Annotated in this window: 24 protein-coding genes; 11 read left to right on the top strand and 13 right to left on the bottom strand. The window is 71.5% G+C overall.

What is annotated here, in order from left to right; translation table 11 throughout:
• Positions 1 to 21: 21 nt before the first annotated feature.
• Entirely contained in the window at positions 22 to 1038 is a 1017-nt protein-coding gene (locus NDW01_RS08020) for a zinc-dependent alcohol dehydrogenase family protein (RefSeq protein WP_252818289.1), read from the bottom strand.
• Positions 1039 to 1107: 69 nt separating this feature from the next.
• Positions 1108 to 2079 (bottom strand): aldo/keto reductase, encoded by a 972-nt coding sequence (locus NDW01_RS08015; RefSeq protein WP_252818287.1) that lies wholly within the window; start codon positions 2077 to 2079, stop codon positions 1108 to 1110.
• A gap of 181 nt (positions 2080 to 2260) precedes the next feature.
• Between NDW01_RS08015 and NDW01_RS08010 the strand changes: the two genes are divergently transcribed.
• Both NDW01_RS08010 and NDW01_RS08005 read left to right on the top strand, forming a co-directional pair.
• Positions 2261 to 3157, top strand: a complete 897-nt coding sequence (locus NDW01_RS08010; protein ID WP_252818284.1) for a helix-turn-helix transcriptional regulator — start codon at positions 2261 to 2263, stop codon at positions 3155 to 3157.
• 142 nt (positions 3158 to 3299) lie between these two features.
• Positions 3300 to 4763: a WGR domain-containing protein gene (locus NDW01_RS08005; RefSeq protein ID WP_406567699.1), complete on the top strand. Its 1464-nt coding sequence runs from the start codon at positions 3300 to 3302 to the stop codon at positions 4761 to 4763.
• Between the two features lie 65 nt (positions 4764 to 4828).
• Here NDW01_RS08005 and NDW01_RS08000 read toward each other — a convergent pair whose 3' ends face one another.
• Positions 4829 to 5695: a LysR family transcriptional regulator gene (locus NDW01_RS08000; protein WP_252818279.1), complete on the bottom strand. Its 867-nt coding sequence runs from the start codon at positions 5693 to 5695 to the stop codon at positions 4829 to 4831.
• Positions 5696 to 5765: 70 nt separating this feature from the next.
• Here NDW01_RS08000 and NDW01_RS07995 point away from each other — a divergent pair, with 70 nt between their 5' ends.
• Positions 5766 to 6362, top strand: a complete 597-nt coding sequence (locus NDW01_RS07995) for a short chain dehydrogenase (RefSeq protein WP_252818277.1) — start codon at positions 5766 to 5768, stop codon at positions 6360 to 6362.
• Between the two features lie 89 nt (positions 6363 to 6451).
• On the opposite strand, the gene NDW01_RS07990 is transcribed toward NDW01_RS07995, so the two are convergent.
• Positions 6452 to 7537 carry a DUF5937 family protein gene (locus tag NDW01_RS07990; protein ID WP_252818274.1) on the bottom strand — a complete coding sequence of 362 codons (1086 nt, stop codon included), beginning with the start codon at positions 7535 to 7537 and terminating at the stop codon, positions 6452 to 6454.
• A gap of 100 nt (positions 7538 to 7637) precedes the next feature.
• On the opposite strand from NDW01_RS07990, the gene NDW01_RS07985 reads away from it, so the two are divergent.
• Positions 7638 to 8939, top strand: a complete 1302-nt coding sequence (locus tag NDW01_RS07985; RefSeq protein ID WP_252818273.1) for an MFS transporter — start codon at positions 7638 to 7640, stop codon at positions 8937 to 8939.
• Here NDW01_RS07985 and NDW01_RS07980 read toward each other — a convergent pair.
• Positions 8863 to 9276, bottom strand: a complete 414-nt coding sequence (locus NDW01_RS07980) for a winged helix-turn-helix transcriptional regulator (protein WP_252818272.1) — start codon at positions 9274 to 9276, stop codon at positions 8863 to 8865. The genes NDW01_RS07985 and NDW01_RS07980 overlap by 77 nt on opposite strands.
• 145 nt (positions 9277 to 9421) lie before the next feature.
• Between NDW01_RS07980 and NDW01_RS07975 the strand changes: the two genes are divergently transcribed.
• From NDW01_RS07975 to NDW01_RS07955, 5 genes are all read left to right on the top strand, one after another.
• Positions 9422 to 10360: an alpha/beta fold hydrolase gene (locus NDW01_RS07975; RefSeq protein ID WP_252818270.1), complete on the top strand. Its 939-nt coding sequence runs from the start codon at positions 9422 to 9424 to the stop codon at positions 10358 to 10360.
• Between the two features lie 44 nt (positions 10361 to 10404).
• Positions 10405 to 11025, top strand: a complete 621-nt coding sequence (locus tag NDW01_RS07970; protein ID WP_252818268.1) for a TetR/AcrR family transcriptional regulator — start codon at positions 10405 to 10407, stop codon at positions 11023 to 11025.
• Between the two features lie 260 nt (positions 11026 to 11285).
• Positions 11286 to 11993, top strand: coding sequence for an SDR family NAD(P)-dependent oxidoreductase (locus tag NDW01_RS07965; protein ID WP_252818265.1), 708 nt, complete (start codon positions 11286 to 11288; stop codon positions 11991 to 11993).
• A 63-nt stretch (positions 11994 to 12056) separates the two neighbouring features.
• Positions 12057 to 12428 (top strand): nuclear transport factor 2 family protein, encoded by a 372-nt coding sequence (locus NDW01_RS07960; protein ID WP_252818263.1) that lies wholly within the window; start codon positions 12057 to 12059, stop codon positions 12426 to 12428.
• A gap of 97 nt (positions 12429 to 12525) precedes the next feature.
• Positions 12526 to 13332 carry an SDR family NAD(P)-dependent oxidoreductase gene (locus tag NDW01_RS07955; RefSeq protein ID WP_252818260.1) on the top strand — a complete coding sequence of 269 codons (807 nt, stop codon included), beginning with the start codon at positions 12526 to 12528 and terminating at the stop codon, positions 13330 to 13332.
• A gap of 98 nt (positions 13333 to 13430) precedes the next feature.
• Here the strand turns inward: NDW01_RS07955 and NDW01_RS07950 are convergent, their stop codons facing one another.
• Positions 13431 to 14405 (bottom strand): aldo/keto reductase, encoded by a 975-nt coding sequence (locus tag NDW01_RS07950; RefSeq protein WP_252818258.1) that lies wholly within the window; start codon positions 14403 to 14405, stop codon positions 13431 to 13433.
• A 226-nt stretch (positions 14406 to 14631) separates the two neighbouring features.
• On the opposite strand from NDW01_RS07950, the gene NDW01_RS07945 reads away from it, so the two are divergent.
• On the top strand, positions 14632 to 15540 hold the full coding sequence (locus NDW01_RS07945) for a helix-turn-helix transcriptional regulator (RefSeq protein WP_252818256.1): 909 nt from the start codon (positions 14632 to 14634) through the stop codon (positions 15538 to 15540).
• A gap of 47 nt (positions 15541 to 15587) precedes the next feature.
• Here the strand turns inward: NDW01_RS07945 and NDW01_RS07940 are convergent, their stop codons facing one another.
• Positions 15588 to 18131: a carbohydrate-binding protein gene (locus NDW01_RS07940; protein ID WP_252818254.1), complete on the bottom strand. Its 2544-nt coding sequence runs from the start codon at positions 18129 to 18131 to the stop codon at positions 15588 to 15590.
• Positions 18132 to 18305: 174 nt separating this feature from the next.
• Between NDW01_RS07940 and NDW01_RS07935 the strand changes: the two genes are divergently transcribed.
• On the top strand, positions 18306 to 19508 hold the full coding sequence (locus NDW01_RS07935) for an ROK family transcriptional regulator (protein WP_252818253.1): 1203 nt from the start codon (positions 18306 to 18308) through the stop codon (positions 19506 to 19508).
• A gap of 69 nt (positions 19509 to 19577) precedes the next feature.
• Here the strand turns inward: NDW01_RS07935 and NDW01_RS07930 are convergent, their stop codons facing one another.
• From NDW01_RS07930 to NDW01_RS07905, 6 genes are all read right to left on the bottom strand, one after another.
• Positions 19578 to 20408, bottom strand: coding sequence for an ABC transporter permease (locus NDW01_RS07930; RefSeq protein WP_252818251.1), 831 nt, complete (start codon positions 20406 to 20408; stop codon positions 19578 to 19580).
• On the bottom strand, positions 20405 to 20587 hold the full coding sequence (locus tag NDW01_RS07925) for a hypothetical protein (protein WP_252818249.1): 183 nt from the start codon (positions 20585 to 20587) through the stop codon (positions 20405 to 20407). Before NDW01_RS07925 ends, NDW01_RS07930 begins: the two co-directional genes overlap by 4 nt.
• 77 nt (positions 20588 to 20664) lie before the next feature.
• Positions 20665 to 21780 (bottom strand): sensor histidine kinase, encoded by a 1116-nt coding sequence (locus NDW01_RS07920; RefSeq protein WP_252818246.1) that lies wholly within the window; start codon positions 21778 to 21780, stop codon positions 20665 to 20667.
• Entirely contained in the window at positions 21773 to 22480 is a 708-nt protein-coding gene (locus tag NDW01_RS07915; RefSeq protein WP_252818243.1) for a response regulator transcription factor, read from the bottom strand. The genes NDW01_RS07920 and NDW01_RS07915 overlap by 8 nt, the downstream gene beginning before the upstream one ends.
• Before the next feature lie 211 nt (positions 22481 to 22691).
• Positions 22692 to 23801 carry a hypothetical protein gene (locus tag NDW01_RS07910; protein ID WP_252818241.1) on the bottom strand — a complete coding sequence of 370 codons (1110 nt, stop codon included), beginning with the start codon at positions 23799 to 23801 and terminating at the stop codon, positions 22692 to 22694.
• Positions 23794 to 25116, bottom strand: coding sequence for a hypothetical protein (locus NDW01_RS07905; RefSeq protein WP_252818771.1), 1323 nt, complete (start codon positions 25114 to 25116; stop codon positions 23794 to 23796). The genes NDW01_RS07910 and NDW01_RS07905 overlap by 8 nt, the downstream gene beginning before the upstream one ends.
• Positions 25117 to 25158 lie beyond the last annotated feature (42 nt).

Genomic DNA, 25158 nt, shown 5'->3' with positions numbered 1-25158 from the left:
CTGAGCGGACGCCCGCGGATGTCAGGGCTGCAGCAGAACCTTGATGGCCCGGCGCTCGTCCATCGCGGCGTACGCCTCGGCCACCTTCTCCAGCGGCAGGGTGAGGTCGAAGACCCTTCCCGGTTCGATGCGGCGCTCCCAGACCCGCTCGAGCAGGTCCGGCAGGTAGGCCCGCACCGGGGCGGGACCGCCGCGCAGGCCGACGTTCTTCCAGAACATGTGCTCCTGCGGGAGGTCGGTGACATGGGGGACGCCGACCCAGCCGACCATGCCGCCGGGGCGGGCCGAGCGGAGCGCCTGCACCACGGAGTCCTGGGTGCCGACGCACTCGAGGACGGAGTCGGCGCCGATGCCGCCGGTGAGCTCCATGACCGCTTCGACACCGGCGTCACCGCGCTCGGCGACGACGTCCGTGGCTCCGAATTCGCGGGCGACCGCCTGCCGGTCCGGGTGGCGGCTCATCACGATGACCCGCTCGGCGTCGAGCTCGGACGCCGCGAGGACACCGCAGAGGCCGACCGCGCCGTCGCCGACCACCACCACGGTGCCGCCGGGCCGCACGTCCGCGCAGACCGCGGCGTGCCAGCCCGTGCACATGACGTCGGAGAGGGTCAGCAGCCCGGGCACGAGATCGTCGGCCGGCTGCTCCGGGGTGGCGAGCAGGGTGCCGTCGGCGTTCTGGACGCGGATGAGCTCGGCCTGGCAGCCGTCGTAGCCGGTGCGGCGCTCACAGTTGGCGTGCGCCCCGGCCCGGCAGATCGGGCAGGTGCCGTCGCTGGTGAGGAACCCGCCGACGACGAACTGCCCGGGCCGTACCGACGTCACCGCGGAGCCGACCTCCTCCACGACGCCGACGTACTCATGGCCGATGGGCGTGGGCTGTGGCACCTCCTGGACGCCGCGGTAGCGCCACAGGTCCGAGCCGCACACACAGGTCGCGACGGTACGGACGATGGCGTCGGTCGGGTCGACGATCACCGGGTCGGCGCGCTCCTCGAAGCGGATGTCGCGAGGGCCGTGAATGATCGTGCCGCGCATGGGCAGCTCCTGTCTGTCGTGATCGGGGGAAGTGGGGGCGAGACGACGCGGGGACGGACCGTCAGGTCCTCAGCGTTCGATCATGCGCATCTGGGCCTCGTTGTGGTGGTCGCCGGCGGCGGGTGTCAGGTCGTCCAGGAGGGCGATCTGCTCGGCGGTGAGCTCGACCGTGTCGGCGGCGACATTCTCCTCCAGGCGGGAGACGCGCTTGGTGCCGGGGATCGGGACGATGTCGTCGCCCCGGGTCAGCAACCAGGCGAGGGCGACCTGCGCGGGCGTCGCGCCGACCTGGGCGGCGATCGCCCTGACCTCCTCGGCGCTGCGCAGATTGCGCTGGAAGTTCTCGCCCGTGAACCGCGGGTTGTCCCGGCGGGAGTCGCCGACCTCGAACTCGTCGGTGGAGCGGATCGTCCCGGTGAGGAAACCGCGGCCCAGCGGGGAGTAGGCCACCAATCCGATGCCGAGTTCGCGCAGCAGCGGCAGCACCTCGGGCTCCTGATCGCGGGTCCACAGGGAGTACTCGGACTGCAGCGCGGTGATCGGGTGGACGGCGTGCGCGCGGCGGATGGTCGCCGGTCCGGCCTCCGACAGGCCGATGTAACGGATCTTGCCCTCGGCGGCGAGGGCGGCGAGGGCGCCGATGGTGTCCTCGATCGGAGTGTCGGGGTCGACACGGTGCTGGTAGTACAGGTCGATGTGGTCGGTGCCGAGCCGCGTGAGGGATCCTTCGACCGCGGTGCGGATGTTGGCCGGGCTGCTGTCCAGGCCGCTACGGCCGGTGTGGGAGATCATGCCGAACTTCGTGGCGAGCACGACCTGGTCGCGGCGTCCCTTCAGGGCGCGCCCGACGAGCTCCTCATTGGTATAGGGGCCATAGACCTCGGCGGTGTCGATGAGCGTGACCCCCAGGTCGAGGGCCCGGTGAACGGTCCGGATCGACTCGGCGTCGTCGCTGCCGGCTCCGGTGTAGGCGAAGCTCATGCCCATCGTGCCCAGCCCGATCCGGGCGACGTCCAGATCACCCAGCTTCACATGCTTCAAGGTTCTTCTCCGTTCATCCTCAGGGATGCCGTCGCGGTGCCGCGGAGCGGTCGGGGCGGCCCGGGTCGCCGACACGACCCTTCCCCAGGAAACGGCCCTCTGACCTGCGGCGGCAGTGTCTGTCGTTCCAGGTAATCCCAGTACCTGCTTCACCGCGCCGCCCCCGCATACCGTGGTGTCCATGGACGACCGCGCCGAGATCCAGGACTTCCTCGCCTCCCGCCGGGCCCGCATCACCCCCGAGCAGGCGGGCCTGCCGGCCTACGGAGGCAACCGCCGGGTCAAGGGCCTGCGCCGCGAGGAGGTCGCGATGCTGGCCGGCGTCTCGGTCGACTACTACGTACGGCTGGAGCGCGGCAACCTGTCCGGCGCCTCCGACGGCGTCCTGGAAGGCGTCGCCCGCGCCCTGCAACTCGACGACTCCGAACGCGAGCACCTGTTCGACCTGGCCCGGCGCGCCTCCGCGCCCTCCGCGCCCTCCGCCGCCCGCCGCAAGGCGCCCGCGCGGCGGCTGCGGCCCGCCCTCCAGCACATGCTGGACGCCATCGACGCTCCCGCCTGGATCCGCGACGACCGACACGACCTGGTGGCCACCAACCGCCTGGCCCGCGCCCTGTACGCACCGGTCCTGGCCGACCCCCGGCGCCCGGCCAACACCGCCCGCTTCATCTACCTCGACCCGGCCGCCCGCGAGTTCTTCACCGACTGGGACAAGGCCGCCGACGACATCGCCGCGATCCTCCGCGCCGCAGCCGGACGCAACCCCTACGACAAGGCCCTCACCGACCTCATCGGGGAGTTGTCCACCCGCAGCGAGGTCTTCCGCCGACGTTGGGCCGACCACAACGTCCGCCACCACCGCACCGGCGTCAAGAGGATCCACCACCCCGCCGTCGGCGACCTCGAACTCCACTTCGAGGCCATGACCCTGACCTCCGACCCGGGCCTCACCCTGATCATTTACACCGCCGCGCCCGACACCCCGAGCGCCGACAACCTCCGCCTCCTGGCCACCTGGGCCGCCACCCAGGACCAGCCCGCCCCCACCCCCGACCTCCACAACGACCCCCACCCCTGACGGGCCCAGGGGTATCCGGGACTGCTGAAATAACGGCGAATTGTCGTACCCGGCGCATACGGTTCGGGATGTCGACGCGGAAGGCGACGTCTATATCCGCCTTCTCGCATTTTCGTGTCCCGAGTCCTCTTTGGAAGGCCCGATGTCCGTGGAAACGACCCCAGAGACCACCTACCTCGAACTCTCCGAAGAGGGCGGGGGAGCGCACAAGTTCTATGAGGTCACGGTCGACGGCGCGACGATGACCATCCGGTACGGCCGGATCGGTGACACCGGGCAGCGCAAGACCAGCACGTTCCCGGACGGGACACGGGCGAAGGAGATGGCCGCGAAGAAGATCGGGGAAAAGGTCCGTAAGGGCTACGCCCCCGCCGTACGCGGTGCCCGGAAGAAGCGGGGCTTCTCCCGCGGCCATGTGATGAGCGCCCATGTCGATGGCGCATCGGCCCCCGTCGGCCGCGCGGTGACACGGCGGGCGCCGGTCCTGTGGCGTTACGACTCGGGCTCCGCCGCGTTCGGGATCTTCATCGACGACCGGGTCTGCATGGTGGGCAACGAGGCCGGTCTGATCACCTCGCTGACGCATGACGCCCAGGTGGTGCAGCAGGTACGGCTGCCGGACGGCGTGAAGTGCATGGTGGCCGACGACGCCTGGCTGTACGCGGGCTGCGACGACGGCAACGTCTATGACCTGTCCGGAAAGGTGCCCAGGCTGGCGTACCAGATCTCCCCGAGCATCGACATCTACTGGCTCGACATTCACGACGGCGTCCTCGGCGTGTCCGACTCCGGCGGTGGCGTCGTCGCGATCGACCACGAGGACGAATTCCTCTGGCGGAGGCAGGGCCGCGGGACGGCGGGCTGGATGGTGCGCTGTGACGACGCCGCCGTCCACCACGGTCACAGTGGGGGCGTCACCAGCTATGACTGGCGCACCGGCGAGGAGCTGTGGCACCAGTCCACCGGGTCGGTGCTCTTCGGCTGGCAGGAGCGGTCGACGGTCTATGCGGGGACCGCGACGCGTACGGTGGTGCGGCTGCGCAAGGACGGCGGCCGGGAGCGGACCTACCACTGCGACGCGCCGGTCTTCTCCTGCGCGACCGCGGAGGACGGCCGGTACGTCTTCGCGGGGGACAACCAGGCATCGATCTACTGCTTCGACGAGGCGGGCACCCGCCTGTGGAAGCTCGGCACCGGCTGCGGCGCCGCCTACTCCATGCAGTACCACGATCAGCGCCTGTACATCGTGACCACGAACGGCTCACTGGCCTGCGTCGACGCGAGCGAGGAGGCCATCAGGTCGGCGGAGCAGGGCTCGGTCCCCGACGTCGTCGACGTCAAGGCGCCGGCCGCCGTCGAGACGGTCACCCCGTCGACCACCGTCGACGTCGTCGCCGACAGCAACGGGGGCGTCATCGTGGAGTGCTTCGAGGAGCACGGCCACCTTCGGGTCCGCGTGGTCTCTCCCGGATACGACCGGAGCTGGCGGGTCCAGTTCCCGAAGGGGATCCGCGAGCACGGTGCCCGTTACGTCGTCAGCGAGGTGCGCGAGGCGGGTCGCGGCGGTTTCTACCGCGCGTACGGCGACATCCACCGTCTCGCCTGAAACGCGAGTGACCGGCGGGAGAGAGTCATCGTCCTCCCGCCGGCTCCGCGTGTCGCCGGCGGTGGCTATGACCCGGGATTCTCGGCGCCGGCCATGCGCCGGAGGTGGTCGAGGAGGGCGAGGGTCGCCGGATGCGTGGGAGGACGCGGCCACGCCAGGCGGACCACCACCGGAGGCGCGTCGGAGAGAGGCAGATAGCGGACGCCGGGGTGTGGATGGCTGTGGGCGGTGGCTTCGGCGGTGACGCCGATCGCGTCCCCCGTGGCGATGACGGTCAGCCATTCGTCGACGTTGGCCACCTCGAACGTGCGGGGGCGCCGCACGTCGGACCAGAGGCCGGTCGTGGTCGCGGCGGTGGCGCAGAGCACCACCGCCCGGTCGGTGAGATCGGTCAGGCGTACGGACGGGTGCCGGGCGAGCGGGTCGTCTTCGGGTACGGCGGCCAGGCGCCGCTCCCGGTAGAGCGACCGCACCTCCAGTCCGGCGTCCGGGGCGGGCGCGGTGCGCAGGAGCGCCGCGTCGATCTCCCCGCGGCGCAGCGCGGCCTCCGGGTCGTCACAGCGGTGGACCTCCAGCGGAGTGTCGGGGTGTTCCTCACGCCAACCGCGCAGCAGCGGCACGGTACGCGCGCCGAGCGCGGCCCAGGGGAAACCGATCCGCAGCGGCCGCGCCCCCGCCGCGGCCTCCGTCAGCGCGTCCTCCAGCTGATGGAGGATCCGGTGGGCTCGCTCGTGCAGCCGCCGACCGGCCTCGGTGAGGGCCAGGCTGCGGGTGGTGCGGTCCACCAGACGTACGCCGAGACGGCTCTCCAGTTGCTCCAGGGTGCGCGAGAGCGCGGGCTGGCTGATGTGCAGCACGGCGGCGGCACCGGTGATGGTGCCCTCGTCGCCGATCGCGGCCAGCGCCCGCAGGTGCCGCAGCTCCACATTCATGACCGCAGAGCATAAATGCTCCCGAGAAGGCATTTCCCTCCGGCCACCGACCGGACATAGCGTCCCGACCATGAAGATCCTCCTCATCGGCGCCACCGGCACGCTCGGCACGGCCGTGCACAAGGCCCTGGCCGGTCGCGGCCACGAGGTCCTGACCGTGGGACGCGGCGGCGGCGACCTGCGCTACGACATCACCGACCCCGCGCAGGTCACCGAACTGTACGATCGGGCCGGCCGGGTGGACGCGGTGGTCAGCGCCGCCGGCGACGTGCCGTACAAGCCGGTGGTCGCGATGGAGCCCGACGACTACGTGGCCGCTTTCCGTGGCAAGGTGCTCGGCCAGATCGACCTGGTACGTCAAGGCGTCCCGCGCATCGCGTCGCGCGGCTCCTTCACCTTGATCACGGGCGTGCTGGCCCGCGAGCCGATCCCCACCGGAAGCGCGGCCTCCATGGCCAACGGCGCGGTGGAGGCGTTCGTGCGCGCCGCCGCGATCGAGATCGCCCCGCAGCGCGTCAACGCGGTCAGTCCCACGGTCTTCACCGAGAGCCTCGCCGACTACGGCGACCACTTCCCGGGCATGGCGTCGGTGGATCTCGCCGATGTGGCTCAGGCGTACATCCGTTCCGTCGAGGGCGCCCAGACCGGGCAGGTCTACGCCCTGTAGGGAGGCGGACCCGCACCTCCCATCGGGGGGAAGCGGAGAACGTGCGACGTAAGCGGCCCGGCGATGCGTGTCCTCGTCGAGTCACGGGCTCAGCGCAGGACGGCGGAGAACAGGTCGGTGCCCAGGGCCGCCAGCACGGAGCGGTCCAGGGCGTAGTGGACGTAGCGGCCGCGACGGTGGGCGGTGAGGAGCCCGGCGCGTCGCAGGATGGCGAGGTGGCGCGAGACCTCCGGCGGCGTCAGCGCCCAGGCGTGGGCCAGCTCGCCGGTGGTCCGGGGGCTGCGGGCCAGGGTCCTGACCAGCCGTAGGCGCACGGGGTGCGCGAGTGCCTCCAGCCGCGCTTCCAGTGTCTCCAGGGGGACCGGCTCACCCGCGCCGGGCTCGGCGATGGGGTACTGCACCACGGGCTGCCAGCCCGGCGCGTGGACGGTGACGAGATGCGGGCGGCCGAAGGCGCTGGGGATGAAGGTGACCCCGGAATCGCGGCCGCTGGTGGCGTTGTCCTGCAGTTTGTCGAGCAGGATGCGGTTGCCGTCCGGAGCGAGCGTGAGGGCGGTGGACACCGACGAGAGCGCCGTGCCGAGTCCCGCGTGCCGGACGAGATCCATCTTCACCCGTGCGTCGGCCGCCAGCCGTGGCCGGACGCCCGGCCAGGCCGCGTCGAAGAATGCCTCGGCGCACTGCTCGAGTGTCTCGCGCACACGTGTCCGTACCGTGGACGGGTCGGCGAGCAGCCGCTCCGCGAAGGCCTCCTGCTGCGGGCCGCGGGCCTGAGCCTGGTTCAGGGCGCGGTCGCGCGTGGTCGTGTCGGCCAGCGGGGACGGTCCGGTGAAGGAGACGCGGTTGCTGCCGCAGGTGGTGACGAGCGCCGAGGTCACGTACGTCTCGTCGTCGATCCGGTCGACGTCGTCCAGTTCCTCGGCGAGGGACGTACGGGGCCGGGCGGGGAGCAGGAAGTCGGCGCGGGAGGAGGCCCAGAGGAAGTCGGACTCGTGCAGGCGCTCCGCGAGTTCGGGCCGCAGCCCGGCCCGCACGCCCGCGGCCCAGTCCGCGAGGCGCGGATGGTGCTCCGGAGCGGCCAGTACGTGCAGCATCGCCGTCAGCTCGGCCAGCGGGGAGACGGTGAAGAGCAGCCGTTCGGGCGGCAGGCCGGTGATGTCGATGCGAAGCGTCACCGGTCCATCATCACCGGCCGGCCCACGGGCCGGCGCGCCGGTTGACGCGATCCGTCAACCGGCGTGACGCGGCCGAGGCGGCGAACGCACGGTGGGCGCCATGACGATCTCCGACCGAGTCCGGCGGCCCCGGCAGATCCGTGCGCTGGACCTCGTGCGCGCCTTCGGCGGTGCGCGCTACGCCGTCGCGGTGGCCGTGGACGCGCTCGGCACCGGCCTGCTGCGGCCTTTCCTGGTGCTCTACGGGGTCGCCGTGCTGAGGCTGCCCGTGCCGCTCGCCGGGGCGGCGCTGACGGCAGGGGTGGTCGCGGGCCTGGCCTGCACGCCCGCCGTCGGCCGGTGGCTGGACCGGGGCGCGCGCAGTACGGCCGTGGCGGCCTCGATGCTGGTGCGGGTCATCGGTTCGGTGCTGCTGCTGGCCGCACCGACGGGCGATGTCGGGCTGTTCACCGCCGCGGCGCTCTTCCTCGGCATCGGCAACCAGGCGTTCTCCACGACCCACCCCGCTCTCGTCACCACGGTGGCGCACGGCCGGGAACGGGACGCGGCCCTCGCGGCCGGCCGCTCGGTGCGCAACGCGGGCCTGGGAGTGGGCGCGCTGGTGGCCACCGCGGGTCTGGCGGGCGGGACCACGGCCCTACGCGCGCTGGCGGGCGGCACCGCGCTGACCTACCTCGGCGCGGCGGTCCTGGCATGGTCGGTGCGCGTCCGTGCGAATCCGGCGGTCCGGCCCGCCGGCAATGGGGAGGACGAGCCCGCGCCGCGGCTGCGCGCGCTGCTGGCGGCCAACGTCGTGTACGCCTTCTGCCTCAACGTGCCCGAGATCGCGCTCCCGCTGGTCCTGGTGACACGGCTGCACGCCTCCCCCATGTGGGCCGCGGGCGTCTTCATCGCCAACACGGTGCTGGTCGTCACACTCCAGGTGCCGGTGACCGTGCGGATGGCGGTGCTCTCGCGGCGGACCGCCCTGGTCGTCGCGGGTCTCGTCCTAGCCGCGTCGTACGTCGGATTCCTCGGCGCCGCCACGTTGGGCGGCGGCTGGGCCGCCCCGGCCGTCGCCGCGGTGTCGGTGCCGTGCACTCTCGGCGAGATCATCTACACCGGGGCGGCGACCCCGCTGGTGGCGGCCATCGCCCCGCCGCGCTTCGCGGGGCGGGCCCTCGCCCGCTTCCAGCTCTCCACGGGCCTCGGCCTCGCCGTGTCCCCGGCGGTCATCACGGTCCTCGCCGCGCACGGCTCCCCGGCCCTGTGGGGAACCCTCGCCGTGGCGACGCTGCTCGCCGCCGCACTGATCCGCCGGCACGACTCGCTCGGGAGGGAGCGCGTCAATCCATGGAGCGGAAGTCGCCGAGCCGGGTCTCACCGCGGCGCAGAGGACGTCCGTCCGGCCGTACGTAGGTGACGCGGGCCAGCGGTTCGCCCGTCGTCTCGTCGATCAGCGTCCGGTACTCCTCGCCGGATTCGAACGCGTTGCGCTCTCCCCACTGCCGGAGGGTGACGATCAGATCGAAGAGCTCCAGCCCCTTCTCGGTCAGCACGTACGCGTGGTAGCTCGTCCCGTCCGAGGCCGGTTCGGTGCGCATGATCCCGGACGCCACGAGGGCGGCGAGGCGATCGCTGAGGATGTTCTTCGCGATGCCCAGGCTGCGCTGGAACTGGCTGAACCGCCGCAGCCCGTCGAAGGCGTCGCGCAGGATCAGCAGCGTCCACTTGTCGCCGACGAGGTCCACCGTCCGCATCACGGGACACGGCGCCGTCCGCATACGGGCCACTCGAAACCCTCCTCCGCGCAGTTGCCGGTTTCAAATCAAGACTAGTAGGTTTTGATTCGAAACCAGTTCGCCCTGCCCTCAGAGAACCACGACCCGAGGAGCCACTGTCCCGATGATCGGCGCCCACGAGACCTTCGACGGCACCTTCCCGTTCCCGCCGCACTTCAGCACCGCTCCCGGCTTCCGCATGCACTACGTGGACGAGGGCGCCGGGCCGGTGCTCCTGTGCCTGCACGGCGAGCCCACCTGGGGCTACCTCTTCCGACACCTGATCACGGAGTTCTCGGGCGCACACCGGGTCGTGGTGCCCGACCACATGGGCTTCGGCAAGAGCGAGACCCCGGCCGACCGCACCTACTGGCTGCAGGATCACATCGACAACCTCGAGGCGCTCGTCCTCGATCTGAGGCTGCGTGACATCACCCTGGTCATGCACGATTTCGGCGGCCCGGTCGGGATGGGGCTGCTCTCGCGGCACCCCGAGCTGATCTCCCGGGTGGTCGGCGTCAACGGGCCGACCCCCTTCGGCCAGCCGGAGCTGGGAGCGGTTCTCGCCGCCAACGCGTCCCAGGCCCCGTGGTTCCAGTGGATCATGCGGGCCCAGGAGGACGGGACCCTCGACGACGTGCTCGGCGCACTGGGGTACAACATCCTCAGCACGTTGAAGCTCAACGGCTTCCAGGACGGCACGATCATCACTCCCACGTGGATCCGTGCCTACGCGGCCGCCTTCCCGACGCGGGCCGAGACCCTCGGGGCCCTCGGCTGGGCCAAGGGCTTCGCCCTGGGCGCGCACGTCTTCGAACCCCCGACGGCCGGCGCGCGGGAACTCCTGGCGACGATCCCGGCGCTGGCCATCTGGGGGGCGGAGGACCGGACGCTCGACGGCGCGCGATTCCTTCCCCTGTTCCGTGCCGCCTTCCCTCACGGCCTCGTCAGCGAACTCCCGGGCGTGGGGCACTACAGCCTGGAGGACGCCCCCCGTACGATCTCCGCGCTGCTGAGACTGTTCCTCGACGCGACGGACAGGAGTGCGTCCATCGCCGCGTGATGCTCCGGGGTGGCGATTAGTCGACCGGTCGTACAGTTGACGATGTGGGGCGGAACAGTGATGCGAGGCAGAAGATCTTGACGGTCGCGCAGTCCCTCGTCGAGCTGCGGGGCTACTCGGCGCTGGGCGTGGCGGAGATCTGCAAGGCCGCAGGCGTGCCCAAGGGCAGCTTCTACTACTTCTTCGAGTCCAAAGAGGCGCTCGCCCTGGCCGTGATCGACGAGCGCTGGACCGCCCAGCTGCGGGACTGGACCCGCATTCTGAACGGCGAGGGCGAGCCGCTGCGGCGGCTGCAGCGGTTGTTCGAGCACACCGAGGAGTTGCAGCGCGCCGGTCAGCGGAGCTGCGGCATCGTCGCCGGCTGCCTGTTCGGCAACCTCACCCTGGAGATGAGCGCCCACACCCAGGCCGTCCGCGACCGCCTGCAGCAGATCTTCGAGGCCCAGGTGGACCTGGTCGCCGCCGTCATCGCCGAGGCCCTCGACCGCGGCGACGTGACCGTCGCCGACACCCACCAGGCCGCCCGATCGATCGTCGCCCAGCTCGAAGGCCAAGTGCTCTTCGCCAAGCTCTACAACGACACCGCGCCGCTGAGCGCCCTGTGGACCAACTGCCTGGCCCTCCTCGGCGCCCACGCCGGCGAGGACACGCCGGCCGGCGCCTGACACCAGGCTCCCACCCTCGCCACCTGTTCTACGACTACCGGACCAACGTCGCCGCGTACCCCTCTGGCGGTTGGGCGACCGACGGCGGTCGCCGCGCTGACCTGCACTGGGAGGAAACGCCTATCAGTTGGGAGGAAGCCGGTCCCGGCCCGCGTGCCCCTGGCGGTTGTCTTCTGTCCGCCGAGTGACTAGATAAATAGTCGACCGGTCGGCTAGTACCTCCGGTCGCGGAATCCTCACTCATCTCGGAGCAGGTCATCATGAGTTCTCAGAAGGTCGCGGTCGTCACCGGTGCGTCCCAGGGCCTCGGCGCCGCCATCGTCGACGCCTACCGCAAACTCGGCTACGCCGTCGTCGCCACCTCCCGTACGATCGCCCCCTCCGGCGACCCGGACGTCGTGACCGTTCAGGGCGACATCGCCGACCCGGCGACCGCCGAGCGCGTCATCGCCGCCGCCAAGGAGCGCTTCGGCCGCGTCGACACGCTGGTCAACAACGCAGGGATCTTCGTCGCCAAGCCGTTCACCGACTACACGCGGGACGACTACGCCGCCGTGAAGAGCGTGAACCTCGACGGCTTCTTCCACATCACCCAACTGGCCGTCGAGCAGATGCTCGCTCAGGGGAGCGGTCACGTCGTCACCATCACCACCAGCCTGGTCGACAACGCGGACTCCCGGGTGCCCTCCGTACTGGCCTCGCTGAGCAAGGGCGGGCTGCAGTCCGCCACCAAGTCGCTCGCCGTCGAGTACGCCACCCGCGGCATCCGCGTCAACGCCGTCTCGCCGGGCACCATCAAGACGCCCATGCACCCGGAGGAGACCCACGAGTTCCTCGCCGCCCTGCACCCCGTCGGCCGGATGGGCGAGGAGAGCGACGTCGCGGACGCGGTGATCTACTTGGAGAACGCCCCGTTCGTCACCGGGGAGATCCTCCACGTCGACGGCGGCATGAGCGCGGGTCACTGAAGACCCCGTCCCGGCGCCGGCGGCCGCGATCCCGCTTTCCCTCCACTGGACAGGAGAACCGTGATGCATGACACGACGGACACCGAAGAGATCCTGCGCAGCGTCCTCGATCAGTGGAAGGCGGCCGTCGACGGCCATCAGCCGGATCGGGTCGCCTCCTCCTTCACCGAGGACGCGATCTTCCAGGGGCTGCATCCCTACAGCGTCGGACGACAGGGCGTCGCCGACTACTACGACTCCCAGCCGCTGGGACTGTCGCCCGCGTACCGCATCCTGGAGAGCCGGCGCCTTGCCGACGACATCGTGCTCGGCTACGCGGCCGTCGACTTCTCCTTCACCGACCGGCCGACGCTGAGCGTCAAGCTCGCCGTGGTGCTGAAGCGCTCGGGAGACGACTGGCTCATCGCCCACTATCAGGTCTCCCGCCTCGACTAGGCGGCACCGGTCCCGGTCCTGATCTCCTCATCGGCCGGGCGGCCTCTCCCGCCGTCCGGCCGCGTCACCGCTGTGCTTGGAAGGAACGACGACAGAAATGAATGAAACGGTGGGAACCGCCCTGATCACCGGTGCCTCCTCCGGCATCGGCGCGGCGTACGCCGACCGGCTGGCCCGGCGCGGTCACGACCTGATCCTGGTGGCTCGCAATCGCGAGCGGCTGGAGGCCGTGGCCGAGCGGATCACGCGTGAGACCGGCCGCTCGGTGGAGGTGCTGACCGCGGACCTCGCGCGCGCCGAGGACCTGCTCCGCGTCGAGCAGGTCCTGCGGTCGAACGAGGACATCTCGGTGCTGGTGAACAACGCCGGCTTCGGCGCGGTGGCACCGCTGGTCGACTCGGACGTCGACGCCATGGAATCCATGATCACTCTCAACGTGACCGCGCTGACCCGGCTCACCTACGCGTTCGCGCCGGGTGCGGTGTCCCGGGGCGGCGGCACCGTGATCAACATCGGCTCGATCGTCGCCATCGTCCCCGAACTGCTCAACGGCGTCTATGGCGCTTCCAAGGCGTTCGTGCTCGCGCTGAGCCAGTCGCTGCGCCACGAACTGGGCGAGAAGGGCCTGCGGGTGCAGGTCGTGCTGCCCGGTGCCATCGCGACGGACTTCTGGCAGATCGCCGGCAACCCGGTGGAGAACCTGCCGCAGGAGTGGGTGATGACGGTCGACGACCTGGTCGACGCCGCGCTCGCCGGGCTGGACGACGGCGAGTTCGTGACCATCCCGGCGCTGCCCGACGTCGAACTGTGGGACGCGTACCAGGGCGCGCGCCAGGCGCTGAGCGGCAACCTGTCGGCCTCCCGCCCCGCCGAGCGGTACCGGCGAACCACCCCGGCGCGCTGAAACGAGAGCGCCGGGTGATCGCGGGCGGTCCCACCGCGGGTGCCGCGACACCGTCGCGACCGCGTGGCCGTCCCCGGTCGGCGCCGGCGGTGGGCCGGTCAGTACCGGGCGCCGACGGGGGCCGGGATGGCGTCGAGCTCGGCGAGGTCGGCCGGAGACAGCCGGACGTCCGCCGCGCCCGCGTTGTCGGCGAGGTACGCCGGGGTCTTGGTGCCGGGAATGGGGACGACGTGCGGGCCCTGGGCGACGAGCCAGGCGAGGGCGACCTGCGCGGGGGTGACGCCGATCCGGTCGGCGACCTCGCGGACCTTGGCCGCGATGTCGAGGTTGGCGCGCAGGTTGTCCTGCTGGAAGCGCGGCAGACGCCGGCGCTGGTCCTTCTGCGGCAGTTCGTCGAAGGAGGCGAAGCGGCCGGCGAGGAAGCCGCGGCCCAGGGGCGAGTACGGCAGGAGGCCGATGCCCTGCTGTGCGCAGTAGGGCAGGACCTCGGCCTGGACGTCACGGCTCCACAGGGAGAACTCGGACTGCACGGTGGTGACCGGGTGCACGGCCTGGGCCCGCCGGATCTGCTCGACGCCGACCTCGGACAGGCCCAGGTGGCGGACCTTGCCGGCCGTGACGGCCTCGGCCATGGCACCCCAGGTCTCCTCGATCGGGACTTCGGGGTCGACGCGGTGGAGCTGGTAGAGGTCGACATGGTCGGTGCCCAGGCGGCGCAGGCTGCCGTCGATGGCGGCACGGACATGCCCGGGCCGGCCATTGGGCCTGACCAGCGGGGAGCCGCCGGGCCCGCCGGTGGGGTCGATGGCCTCCATGCCGACCTTGGTGGCGATCACCGCACGGTCACGTCGGCCGGCCAGGGCCCGGCCGAGGAGTTCCTCGTTGGTGTAGGGGCCGTAGACGTCGGCGGTGTCGATCAAGGTCATGCCCAGGTCGAGGGCCTGGTGGATGACGGAGACGGAGGTCGCCTCGTCGCGCGGGGCGGCCATGTCGTAGGCGAAGCTCATTCCCATGGCGCCCAGGCCGATGACGCCGACCTGCGGCCCGTCGGCGCCCAGGGTGGTGTTGCGCATGCCGTGTTCTTCCTTCGTGTCGGACCGGTGGGCTGTCGGGTCACAGCCCGTGTACGGAAGCCGCTGGAGCGACGCTCCCCCGCGGCTGTTCCACTGTCGCGCCCCGGGCGGTACGGCGGCAGGCCGCGCGGTGCGGGGGAGCGGCGTACCGGGGGCGGCGTGCCGGGGAGCGACACGGCCCCTCACGGCAACCTTGACCCGGTTAACGGAAAGGCGGACTGTTCCCATGAGCCCTGATCAGCACGGCAACGACCTGGCGGGGTTCCTGCGCGCCCGCCGGACCCAGATCACTCCCCGGCAGGTCGGCCTTCCGCCCGGCCCGGGGCTTCGCCGCACCCCGGGACTGCGCCGCGAAGAACTCGCCACCCTCGCCGGGGTCAGCATCGACTACTACACCCGCCTGGAGCGCGGCAAGGAGACGCGTCCCAGCCCCGCCGTCATCGACTCCCTCGCCCGCGCGCTGCGCCTTGAGGAGGACGAACACGAGCACCTGCGCCGGCTGGCCGCCCGGGCCGCCCGAAACGCCCCCGCGCCGCCCACCGCGCCCAGCCGCGCGGTACGCCCGGGTGTCGAACTCCTGCTGGAGAACCTACGGCCGAGCCCGGCCTACGTCCTGAGCCGCACCCTGGACGTGCTCGCCGCCAACCCCGGCGGCCTGCACCTTTACGCGGGCATCGACGACTGGCCGGTCAAGCAGCGCAACCTGGCCCGCTACTACTTCCTCCACCCCGCCGCCCGCGACCTGTTCACCGACTGGGACACCCAGATCCGCGGCTGCGTCGCACGCCTACGCGCCCTGGCCGGCACCGACTCCGATGCCCCCGACCTGGCCCACCTCGTCGGCGAGCTCCTCCTGAAGAGCCCGGACTTCGCCCGCCTGTGGGAGCGCTACGACGTCCGCGCCCATCGCCCCGGCACCAAGCACTTCCAGCACCCACGGGTCGGTGACCTGACCCTCGGCTACCAGTCCATGCACCTCGAGGGCACCCCCGGTCACCGCCTCGTCGTCTACTACGCCGACGTCGCGAGCCCCGACCACGACGCCATGGTCCTCCTCGACATGCTCGGCGGCCGGCACGCCCTCGAACCCGCCGACCAGGACACCGGCACAGACGCGCGAGACAAGGCGCATTAGGCCGGTCTCCTCTCCCCGGACAGCAGGAGAGGAGACCGGCCGTGGCGTCATCGCCGGGTCAGGGCCACCACCACAGTGGCGCCGCGGCCGGGGCTGACGCGTACCGAGAACAGGTGCGTGGCGCTGTCGTAGCCGACCTGACCGGCGCTGCCGCCGGACGCGGAGACCGACACGGGGGTCGGGGAGTACCCGTGCAGCGTGACCGGGCCGTCTCCGGGGGCGAACGCGACCGTGGCGTGGACCGCGCCGTCGTCGGACAGCGACCGGATCCGCTGCTTGCCCAGGGAGACGAACTTGCCCGCGTCGCCGAGGAAGGCGATGCCCGACCTGCCCATCGGGACCACCTGGAAGTAGGACCCGTCGCGGGTCACATGGGCGGTGTAGGGAGCGTCGCCGTCGACCGGCGTGCCGGTGCCGGTGAAGTAGTCGTACACGTACGCCTTGCCGGTGACGCCGAGGTCGGCGGGCCGGAAGGGGGCGTCCTCCGTCGTCGGAAGGGTGACTCTGCCGGCGCTGACGCCGAGGTTGTCGATGTTCGGGCCGTTCGCTCCCGTCGCGGTCGCCCGTACGGTGTGCCGGCCGGCGGACAGATCGACCACGACCGGCTGGACCGACCACGTGTCCCAGCCGCCGGTCGTGGTGAACGGCTGAGCGGAGGCCGCGCCGCCGTCCACCGCGACCGCGAGCGGCCGGTCGCCGGTGCCGCCGTTGGCGTACCGGAACAGCAGCGTGTACGTGCCGTCGGCCGGCACGTCGACGTCCCACTGCACGTAGTCGCCGGAGTCGTGCTGGTAGTCGGCGAATCCGCTGCCGGTGTAGCCGGCGTGATCGGTGGCCACCGTGGGCCCGGACAGGGTGGCGCCCTCGGCCTCGTAGGTCGCGTCCGGCTTCGGCGCCGGAATGGCGCGGGCGTAGGAGAAGACATAGCCGGCGGTCAGCGAGCCGTGCCGGCTGCCGGTCGTCGCGACCATGGCGCCGCTCGGGTCGGCGGCGTCGCGGACGTACATGGCGTCGTCGGGGACGATCGGAGTGTCCGGCTTGACGATCGTGCCGTCCGCCTCGGCCACCTTGTTCAGGTTGTCGGTGCTCTCCTTCCCGATCGGGTCGCCCACGCCGACCGGTCCGGCGGACAGGTTCTGCAGCAGTAGGTTCTGGGTCTCCGTGCTCATCGCCACGTCGGCCCAGGGCCACACGCCGAGCGCGCCGGCCAGGCGTGAGGTGTAGAGGAACTCGTCCCACTTGGACCGCTCGAACCGGTCGTTCGAGACCCGGGCGTTGGTCACGTCGTCGTACAGCGTGCTCTGCAGGTAGTCCTGTGGCAGCGGCATGCAGTACTGGATGTCGAGGCCGTTGGCCGCCGCGGCCTTGGCCATGTTGTCGAGGAACGCGGCGCGGTCGGTGAGGTTGAAGTCGGGCTGGGCGTTCGAGCACAGCCAGTCCTGCTCGAAGGTGTCGACTCCGGACGATTTGAGGTACTTCATCCGGTCGTTCCAGAATGCCGGGTCGGTGATCACGCTCCCGGACATCGTGTACTCCTGGTGGTACGGGCTGGACGGATCGATCCACCGGGCATGGGTGATCAGTGGCACGCCGACGCTCTTCTGGAACGCCCCGAGACCGTCCGGGAACAGCGTGGAATCCGCCTCGTAGCGGTACTCACCCCGGGAGTCGTTCCAGACCGCGTCCGGGCCCTTGGGGTAGAACCAGCTGTCCAGTTGCAGGTTCCCCATCGGCAGGCCCTTGGCCTTCCAGTCGTCGCGGACCGCCCGCAGCGTGCCCGCGTAACCGAGGCTCGTGTCGTACTTGTAGTAGTAGGTCGCGCCGTTGTCGGTCCAGTAGCCCAGCTTGGCGAGTGTGTTCGTCGCGTCCTGCGACGGCCGGTGCTTGCCGGACAGGCCGGTCAGGGCACGGCCCCAGGTGTCGTAGACCTGGTTGACGCCGTTCCCGTACACGAGTGCGGTCTTCTGGGTGAACCCGGACGGCAGACTGGCGATACCCGCAGAGACGCCGCTGGTCAGCGCGCCGCTCGCGTCGTACTTCGTGACGGCGGTCGTGAAGTTCGACGCGGGAGAGAGCAGGTATCCGCTGCCGGAGGCGTCGAACGCCAGGTACGGGCTGAAGCCCGGGTCGCCCGAGGCGTCGAACCGGCGTCCCGCGAAGCAGCCGGAGAAGGTCTCGTGGTGCGGCAGTGCGGGCCGGGCCGACAGTGCGGGGAACGGATAGGCGTTGGCCGCCGCCTGCCGGTACGTGGTGCTGAAGAGCACCACCGGAGCGCTGTCGTAGGTCCGGATGCCGCTGGTCCGCGCCACTCCGCCGATCGAGTAGCCGAAATCGACCTCGTGGTAGGCGCCGACGCCGTCCCGGCCCGTGGTGTTCCTGATGTCGCTCACCGGGGCGCCGACCGAACCGCCGAAGTGGTAGCGCGGCCCGCCGGTGTCGATGGTGTAACCGCCGTCGGTGTGCACCGCGACCGTGGTGCCCGTCGCGGCGCCGGCCGGTTCGATGGTGAGCGCCAGGCTCATCGGAAGGATGGCGGCGAGCGCGCCTGCGACCGCGATACGCCGAAACGATCTCCGCGCCGGCTTCCTCATGGACCCTCCTCATCGGGTCAGAGTTCTGCGGCCCTCGGCTGCGCGCATATGAGGGATTTCCGCGAAGTTAAAACACCAGTTTTGCGGTGTCAATAGCATTGAAAGTGCCGAAATCGGCCTTATTATGTGGAGAAGACGGCAGAATTCGCGAAGCCGCATGCCGGGAGGACACTGATGAGTCCGGCGAGGCCGCGGTCCAGGCCCAGGTCGCACCGCGCGTACAACCTCGACCGTGTGGTCGCGGCGGTGCGTGAGCACGGGGCGGTCACCCGGGCGGACGTCGAGCGGATCACCGAGCTGTCGCGCGCGACGGTGGCCGCCCTGGTCGCGCGGCTCATCGACGACGGCACCCTGCGAGAACTCCCTGCGGCCGGAGAGACGCGGACGAGGACGGGGCCGGGTCGCCCGCCGGCCCGGCTGGCGCTGACCGAGTCGGCGGGCCTGGTCGTCGGCATGGCCTTCGGCCACGGCGACCTCCGTGTGGCCGCGGCGACGTTGTCCGGCGACGTCATCGCCGAGCGGCACGTGCGGCTCGCGGTGGACAACTCCGTGGGCACGGCCCTCGACACCGCCGCCGGCGAATTCAGCGCGATACTGCGCGAAATCGGTCACCCGAGAGAGGACGTGCGCAACGTCGTCGTCGGCCTGCCCGCCCCGCTCGACCGGCACACCGGACGGGTGATGGTCAACAACATCCTGCCCGGATGGGTCGACCTGGACCCGGCCGACGGCCTCGAAGAGCGCGTCCGCCGGCCGGTGCTCCCGGAGAACGCCGTCAACCTCGGCGCCCTCGGCGAGATGACCTATGGGGCGGGCGTCGGCGTACTCGACCTGGTGTTCGTCAAGGTCTCGACGGGTGTCGGCGCCGGGCTGATCTTCGACGGGCGTCTGTACCGGGGTGCCAGCGGCTACGCGGGCGAACTGGGCCACGTGCAGGTCGAGGCGAACGGGCTGCTGTGCCGATGCGGCAGCCGCGGGTGCCTGGAGACCCTGGTCTCGACCCCGCACATCATCGCCGCCCTGCAGCCGATGCACGCCGATCCGCTCACGACCGCCGACGTGGCCCGGCTGCTTGAGGCGGGCGACTCCGGAGCCGCCCGCGTCGTCGGCGACGCCGGACGTACCATCGGCCGGTCGCTGGCCGACCTGTGCAACCTGCTCAACCCCGAGGTGGTCATCGTGGGCGGCGAGCTCAGCCGGCCGGACGGCGCGCTCGCCGACGGCATCCGCGAGGCGATCGCACGCTACGCCCAGCCGGGAGTGGCGCGGGCCGTGACCGTGACGACCGGGACCCTGGAGAACCGGGCCGAGCTCATGGGCGCGATCGCCCTCGCCATCCGGCGCACCGCCGGCCCGACCACCCATGCTCCGGAGTGACGCGTCCCCGTCGGGCCGGCGTGCCGATGGTCGTCGAGTACGGCGCGGTGCCCGAGTGCCGTCGGGCGCTCAGAGCGTACACAGCGTCTCGGTGGGGGATAGGCGGGCGGCTCGGAGGGCCGGCAGCAGGCCGGCGATCGCGCCGATCACGATAGCGGCGCCGATCCCGCCGGCCCACGCCTGGACCGGGACGACCACCGCCCAGCCCTTGGTCACGTACACCGTCGTCGCAGGTCCGGCCACCGCCCTGCCTTCGTCGACGGTCACGTAGCCGAGATAGCGCTCCGCGGCCGGGTAGCCGATCAGGGCACTGGCGTCGATGTCGGTCGACAGCGTCGCGGGCTGCAGGATGCCGGCGACGTAGAACCACTGGTTCTTCAGCCAGATCCGTTCGCCCGGAAGGACGCGATCGATCCCGAGACGCTGCGCGGCGAGCGCGCCGAGCACCGTGACCGGCTCGCGTTCGGTCGCCGGGTTCAGCCAGCGGCCCTGCGCCATGCCGGTTCCGATCACTTCGGGGAGGTTGAGGCCGGCGGCCCGTACCTTCAGGGCGTTGGTGTCGACCACCGGGATCAGCGGGCTGCGGTACACGTTCGTGTTCTCGATGGCGGCGGCGTGCGCCACGTGCTCGACATCGGGCAGGTGAGAGATCCGTTGCGGTGCGGCGACCGGGAGCCGTGCCGCCCCGCCGCTGAACGACTGGCCGGTGTTCGCGGTCAGCAGGTTCGCGCCGAGCCGGTCGATCTCAGCCAGGAGCCCGGCCTGCGAGGACGCGGACAGGCCGAGCACCGCCACGATCGCCGCCGTGCCGATCGCTATCCCGAGCGCGGACAGGGCGGCCCGCGGTCGGCGCGCCCGGATCCCGGTACCGGCCACGCGCAGCTGGTCGGACGGCCTCATACGCCCTCCCTCGCAGGTGCCGCGCTGTCGGCGACGATCCGCCCGTCGAGGACGTGCAACCGGCGGGTGGAGTTCGCGGTGGAACGGGACGTGCTCGATTTCGAGGCGCCGGAGCCGCCGCATCCCGCGGCGATCAGGGCGAGGGCCGCGGCGGCCAGCAACGCAGAGGCCTTGGTCATCTGGTCCATGCCTCTGCTGAAGACGGGAGACCGTTGCGGCGGCGTATGCGATTTTCGATACGCCCGCGATACGCCGGTCAGTCGTTGCTCGGGCTCATTCCGGGAAGCCGGATCGTGACGAGGAGACCGCCGGTGGGGCGGGGCGTGAGGTCGAGGGTCCCGTCGTGTGCGCGGACGATGCTGTGCACGATGGCCAGCCCGAGGCCGACGCCGGCATGCTCGTCGCTGCGGACGCGTTCGGTTCCGCGTTGGAAGGGCTCGGTGAGGGTCGGTACCACGTCCGCCGGCACCCGATGGCCGGTGTTCTCGACCCGCAGCACGCTCGCGTCGTGCCGCGCTTCGGTGTGGACGGTCACGGTGCCGCCGGTGGGCAGATTGTGGACGATGGCGTTCTGAACGAGGTTCGTCACCATCCGCAGGAGCAGTGCCGCGGAGCCGACGGTTCGGGCCTGCTCACCGGTGACGTCGAGGGTGATCTGCCGCTTCTCGGCGAGGGGCAGCAGCGTTTCGGCGACTTCTTCGGCGATCAGGGACAGGTCGACGGGCTCGCGGGTGAAGCTCCTGCGGTCGGCACGGCTGAGCAGCAGGAGGGCCTCGGTGAGGTCGATCGCCCGGGTGTTGACGGTGTGGAGGCGTTCGAGGAGTTCGCCCTGGTCCCGCGTGGTGTCGTTGCGGGCGGCGTCGAGGAGTGTCCGGGAGATCGCCAGCGGGGTGCGCAGTTCGTGGGAGGCGTTCGCGGCGAATCGTTGCTGCTCGGCGACATGGGATTCGAGTTCTTCGAGCATGGTGTCGAACACGTCGGCGAGTTCGCGGAATTCGTCTTCGGGGCCTTCCAGCCGGATCCGGTGGGACAGTGATCCGTTCGAGGCCATCCGGGCCGCGTCCGCGATCCGGGTGAGTGGTGCGAGCATCCGGCCGGCGAGGATCCATCCTCCCAGGAGGCCGAACACCAGGAGGAAGGCCAGTGTGGTGGCCGCGGCGGGGGCGAAGCCGCGCAGGAGTTCGGTGCGGCTGGTGCTCACAATGATCACGCCGCCGAACTTCTTCCGGATGGATTCGGGGTCGGTGTCGGGCACGTGGCGCAGCACGAACACCCAGAGCACCGCCAGCAGGAGAGCGCCGGCGAGGAGGAGGAATCCGGCGTAGCTGATGGTGAGTTTCAGGCGGGCGCTGAATCCTGGGCGTCTATGCATGGGTGCCGCCAGGGCGGGTGGTGTCCACCCCGCGGTCGACTCCGGTGTCGATCCGGTAGCCGACGCCGGGCACCGTGGCGATGAGCCAGGGTTCGCCGAGTCGTTTGCGCAGGGCGGAGACGGTGATGCGGACCGCGTTGGTGAAGGGGTCGGCGTTGGCGTCCCAGGCCCGCTCCAACAACTCTTCGGCGCTGACGACACCGCCTTCGGCGGCGACCAGGACTTCGAGCACGGCGAACTGCTTGCGGGTGAGCGCGACGTAGCGTCCGTCGCGGAAGACCTCCCGACGGAAGGGGTCCAGCCGCAGGCCCGCGATCTCGCTGACCGGGGGCCGGGCGTGCGCGCGCCTGCGGTCGAGCGCCCGCAGCCGCATGACGAGCTCCCGGAGCTCGAACGGTTTCGTGAGGTAGTCGTCGGCGCCGAGGGCGAACCCGGAGGCCTTGTCGTCGATCCGGTCGGCGGCGGTGAGCATGAGGATCGGGATGCCCCTGCCGGAGGCGACGATTCGCCGGGCGACCTCGTCGCCGGAGGGACCGGGGATGTCACGGTCGAGGACCGCCAGGTCGTAGGAGTTGACGCCGAGCAGCTCCAGGGCGGTGTCGCCGTCGCCGGCGATGTCGGCGGCGATCGCCTCCAGCCGGAGACCGTCACGGACGGCTTCGGCCAGGTAGGGCTCGTCCTCCACGATCAGCACGCGCATGCCCTGAAGCCTAGGCAGGACGACATATCGCCGGCATATGCGAACCGGATCCCCGGCACCGCAGACGTTCCCGGCACCTCCCGCCGGACCGCGGACGCGGGGCACCGGACCCTGGCCACCGGATCCCGGGCACCGGATCCCGGGCGCCGGATCCCGGGCGCCGGGCGCTGGGCGCCGGGCGCTGGGCGCCGGGCGCCGGGCGGTGCGGCGTTCACACGTCGTCGGGCGTTCGCCGGTCGAGGTGGTACCGGTCGGCGATCGGGTTCCAGAGTCCGATGAACGCCGTCTTGTCGTCCCCGGCCGCGGAGGAGGCGCTTTCTCCCCGGCGATAGTCGCTCGTCACGTCGGCATTGCCGTCGCAGCCGTTCGTCTGCGTGTCCTCGGCCCAGGACAGGAACGCCTCGTCCGCGGCCAGGGAGTCCTTGAGCGCCTGCACGAGCTTGTCCTTCATCTCGGTACCGCCGTCGATCCCATCGACCGACAGACCACGGGCGTCGGCGAGCTCGGACCGTCGATCGTCCGTGATACTCCGGAGCGTCGAGACCCCGCCGTCCACGTCGGAGCAGTCGAGGATGCCGTCGATGGCGGTGCGCAGATTCGAACGGGTCGTGGAACTGCGGGACAGCAGTGCGTCGACCGTACTCGCCTGCTCCTCCCCGGTGCCGGAGTCGCCGACCGGGGAGGCGTCGTTGCCGCCGGTACTCGGGCTGCCGCTGGTCTCCGTGGGGGTGCCCGTCGGGCCGCCGCTCGGGCCACCGGATCCGCGGGCCGAGAGGGCGGCGATCAGGACCACCACGACGATCACGGCGGCGGTCACCATGCCCACCAGCGTCTTGGACGACTTCCGGCCGCCCGGCGGCCGCGTGATGGGATAGGGGGTACCGGACCCGGGGAAGTAGGGCTTGACCGGGGGGAACTCATGCGGCAGGCCGGCATCCGCGTCGGCGCCCGGTGACCGGGTCCAGCCGGTGGCGGCCCCGGTCCCGGGCGGCTCGGCCGGAACCGGCGGAACCGGCGGCGTGGAAACGGCCGATGGATCAACGAGGTTCCATGAGGGACCGCGAACCCGTCCCCGGGCATTGGGGCCCGGCGCCGGCCTGCCGGGCAGCGGCTCGGTGGCGAGGGTCCGTTTCGTGTCACAGCCCTGGCAGGAGTTCCGGTCCGCCTCGTTCCACACGTCGCACTGCCGGCACCGCCAGGTCGGCCCCGAATCGCCGTCCGCCGGCGACCGGCCGCGCTGCGTGTCGCAGACCATGCACACGCCGGCGTTCGCGTCGTTGTAGGTCTCGCAGGACGAGCAGCGCCAGGTCACATCAGCCATGCCGCGACCTCCTCTCCTCACCCGGTGCGTCGTCCGCCGCGCCGGGCCTCTCCCGCTGCGGCAGCCGGGCGATCAGGCGCTCGGTGTCCGGCCCGGGGCGGAAGCCGACCCACTGATCGTTCTCCGGTGCGGTCGTCACCGTGCGGACGCCGGACGGGTCCGCCGAGGGCCGGTCAGCGGACGATGCCGGGAACAGCGGTGGCGCCTCGGACGCCGTCCGGCCGGAGAACATCGCCTGCCCCGGCGTCCCCTCCAGCGGCGAAGGCCGGTCGGCTCGACCGGGATCGAACAACGGATGGGTTCCTCCCCGCTCCCGTGTCCGCACCGACTCGACCGGGCGTACCGACTCGGCGGGCCGTACCGACTCGATCAGCGAGGCCGGCGGGGCGGGTTGGACCGGTTCGGCCGGCCCCCAGGGCTCGTCCGCCGGCGGGGACGTATCGATGCCGTGCCAGAGCCCGGGTGCGCCCGCATCCGCCGAAGGCGCGTCACGGGGCGGGTGCATCCCACCACGTCCCTCGAGTCCGCCGGTCGGAGCCACCGGCCCGGCCGTGCCCAGCCGGTCGGACGCCGCCTCCCGCGGATGCCCGTACACGTCCTCGGGCGTGCCGGGGGAGATCGGCGATCCGCCCGGCGCCCCGCCGAAGGATCCCGGTGCTCCGTACGCCCGGCCTTCCGGTGCTCCGTACGCCCGGCCTTCCGGTGCTCCGTACGCCCGGCCTTCCGGCGCCCCGTACGCCCGGCCTTCCGGCGCCCCGTACGCCCGGCCTTCCGGTGCTCCGTACGCCTGGCCTTGCGGCGCCGGGGCGGTGGGCGACTGGACCGGGAGGTCGGCCGGATCGGCCGGCCTGCTCTCCTCAGGCTCCCATCGGCCGTCGGCATGGCGTTGAGGCTCCCGTACGTGCGACGGCTCTCGGGTGGATCCGGGCGCGTGGCCGGCCCAGGATGGACCGTCCGCCGGCGGCACGCCGTCGGACGCCGCAGGCGGAGACGCCTCCCACCGGTCCGGCGGATCCGAGGCCGCGGAGCCGGCTTCGCGTAGCGCCTGGGCGATCTGGAAGGCGGTCCCCCCGTGTTCGGCCGGCACGGACAGCCGGAACGTGACGAGGTCCGGCGATCCCGAGATACTCGTCGGTGCGGTGAAGCGGCAGCTGAACTGCAGTTCCCCCGCCGCGAAGAGCACCTGCGCGTCCCCGCACCAGGCCGCCGGGAGGCTCAGCATTCCGAACCGTCCCCAGTCGATGGTCAGGTGGCCGTCGGACAGCACAAGAAGGGCGTTCCCGCAGTCGATCCGCATTCCGGGCGGTGGCGGCATCCCACCCCCGCGGCGGTGCTCCGGTGCGGTGGACCCGGGACG

Source organism: Actinoallomurus soli, from assembly GCF_024055715.1.
In the GTDB taxonomy this organism is placed as follows: Bacteria; Actinomycetota; Actinomycetes; order Streptosporangiales; family Streptosporangiaceae; genus Actinoallomurus; species Actinoallomurus soli.
The sequence above is the reverse complement of the archived record's forward strand: the minus strand, read 5'-3'. Positions and strand labels throughout refer to the sequence as shown.

What these genes read in the sequence shown, in the direction of transcription:
- NDW01_RS07985 (WP_252818273.1), top strand. Translation starts at nt 7,638, where the DNA reads ATGACGATCTCCGACCGAGTCCGGCGGCCCCGGCAGATCCGTGCGCTG.
- NDW01_RS07930 (WP_252818251.1), bottom strand. Translation starts at nt 20,408, where the DNA reads ATGAGGCCGTCCGACCAGCTGCGCGTGGCCGGTACCGGGATCCGGGCG.
- NDW01_RS07915 (WP_252818243.1), bottom strand. Translation starts at nt 22,480, where the DNA reads ATGCGCGTGCTGATCGTGGAGGACGAGCCCTACCTGGCCGAAGCCGTC.
- NDW01_RS07965 (WP_252818265.1), top strand. Translation starts at nt 11,286, where the DNA reads ATGAGTTCTCAGAAGGTCGCGGTCGTCACCGGTGCGTCCCAGGGCCTC.
- NDW01_RS07920 (WP_252818246.1), bottom strand. Translation starts at nt 21,780, where the DNA reads ATGCATAGACGCCCAGGATTCAGCGCCCGCCTGAAACTCACCATCAGC.
- NDW01_RS08005 (WP_406567699.1), top strand. Translation starts at nt 3,300, where the DNA reads ATGTCCGTGGAAACGACCCCAGAGACCACCTACCTCGAACTCTCCGAA.
- NDW01_RS07960 (WP_252818263.1), top strand. Translation starts at nt 12,057, where the DNA reads ATGCATGACACGACGGACACCGAAGAGATCCTGCGCAGCGTCCTCGAT.
- NDW01_RS07950 (WP_252818258.1), bottom strand. Translation starts at nt 14,405, where the DNA reads ATGCGCAACACCACCCTGGGCGCCGACGGGCCGCAGGTCGGCGTCATC.
- NDW01_RS08000 (WP_252818279.1), bottom strand. Translation starts at nt 5,695, where the DNA reads ATGAATGTGGAGCTGCGGCACCTGCGGGCGCTGGCCGCGATCGGCGAC.
- NDW01_RS07905 (WP_252818771.1), bottom strand. Translation starts at nt 25,116, where the DNA reads ATGCCGCCACCGCCCGGAATGCGGATCGACTGCGGGAACGCCCTTCTT.
- NDW01_RS08020 (WP_252818289.1), bottom strand. Translation starts at nt 1,038, where the DNA reads ATGCGCGGCACGATCATTCACGGCCCTCGCGACATCCGCTTCGAGGAG.
- NDW01_RS07980 (WP_252818272.1), bottom strand. Translation starts at nt 9,276, where the DNA reads ATGCGGACGGTGGACCTCGTCGGCGACAAGTGGACGCTGCTGATCCTG.
- NDW01_RS07955 (WP_252818260.1), top strand. Translation starts at nt 12,526, where the DNA reads ATGAATGAAACGGTGGGAACCGCCCTGATCACCGGTGCCTCCTCCGGC.
- NDW01_RS07940 (WP_252818254.1), bottom strand. Translation starts at nt 18,131, where the DNA reads ATGAGGAAGCCGGCGCGGAGATCGTTTCGGCGTATCGCGGTCGCAGGC.
- NDW01_RS07935 (WP_252818253.1), top strand. Translation starts at nt 18,306, where the DNA reads ATGAGTCCGGCGAGGCCGCGGTCCAGGCCCAGGTCGCACCGCGCGTAC.
- NDW01_RS07910 (WP_252818241.1), bottom strand. Translation starts at nt 23,801, where the DNA reads ATGGCTGATGTGACCTGGCGCTGCTCGTCCTGCGAGACCTACAACGAC.
- NDW01_RS07945 (WP_252818256.1), top strand. Translation starts at nt 14,632, where the DNA reads ATGAGCCCTGATCAGCACGGCAACGACCTGGCGGGGTTCCTGCGCGCC.
- NDW01_RS08010 (WP_252818284.1), top strand. Translation starts at nt 2,261, where the DNA reads ATGGACGACCGCGCCGAGATCCAGGACTTCCTCGCCTCCCGCCGGGCC.
- NDW01_RS07925 (WP_252818249.1), bottom strand. Translation starts at nt 20,587, where the DNA reads ATGACCAAGGCCTCTGCGTTGCTGGCCGCCGCGGCCCTCGCCCTGATC.
- NDW01_RS07975 (WP_252818270.1), top strand. Translation starts at nt 9,422, where the DNA reads ATGATCGGCGCCCACGAGACCTTCGACGGCACCTTCCCGTTCCCGCCG.
- NDW01_RS07995 (WP_252818277.1), top strand. Translation starts at nt 5,766, where the DNA reads ATGAAGATCCTCCTCATCGGCGCCACCGGCACGCTCGGCACGGCCGTG.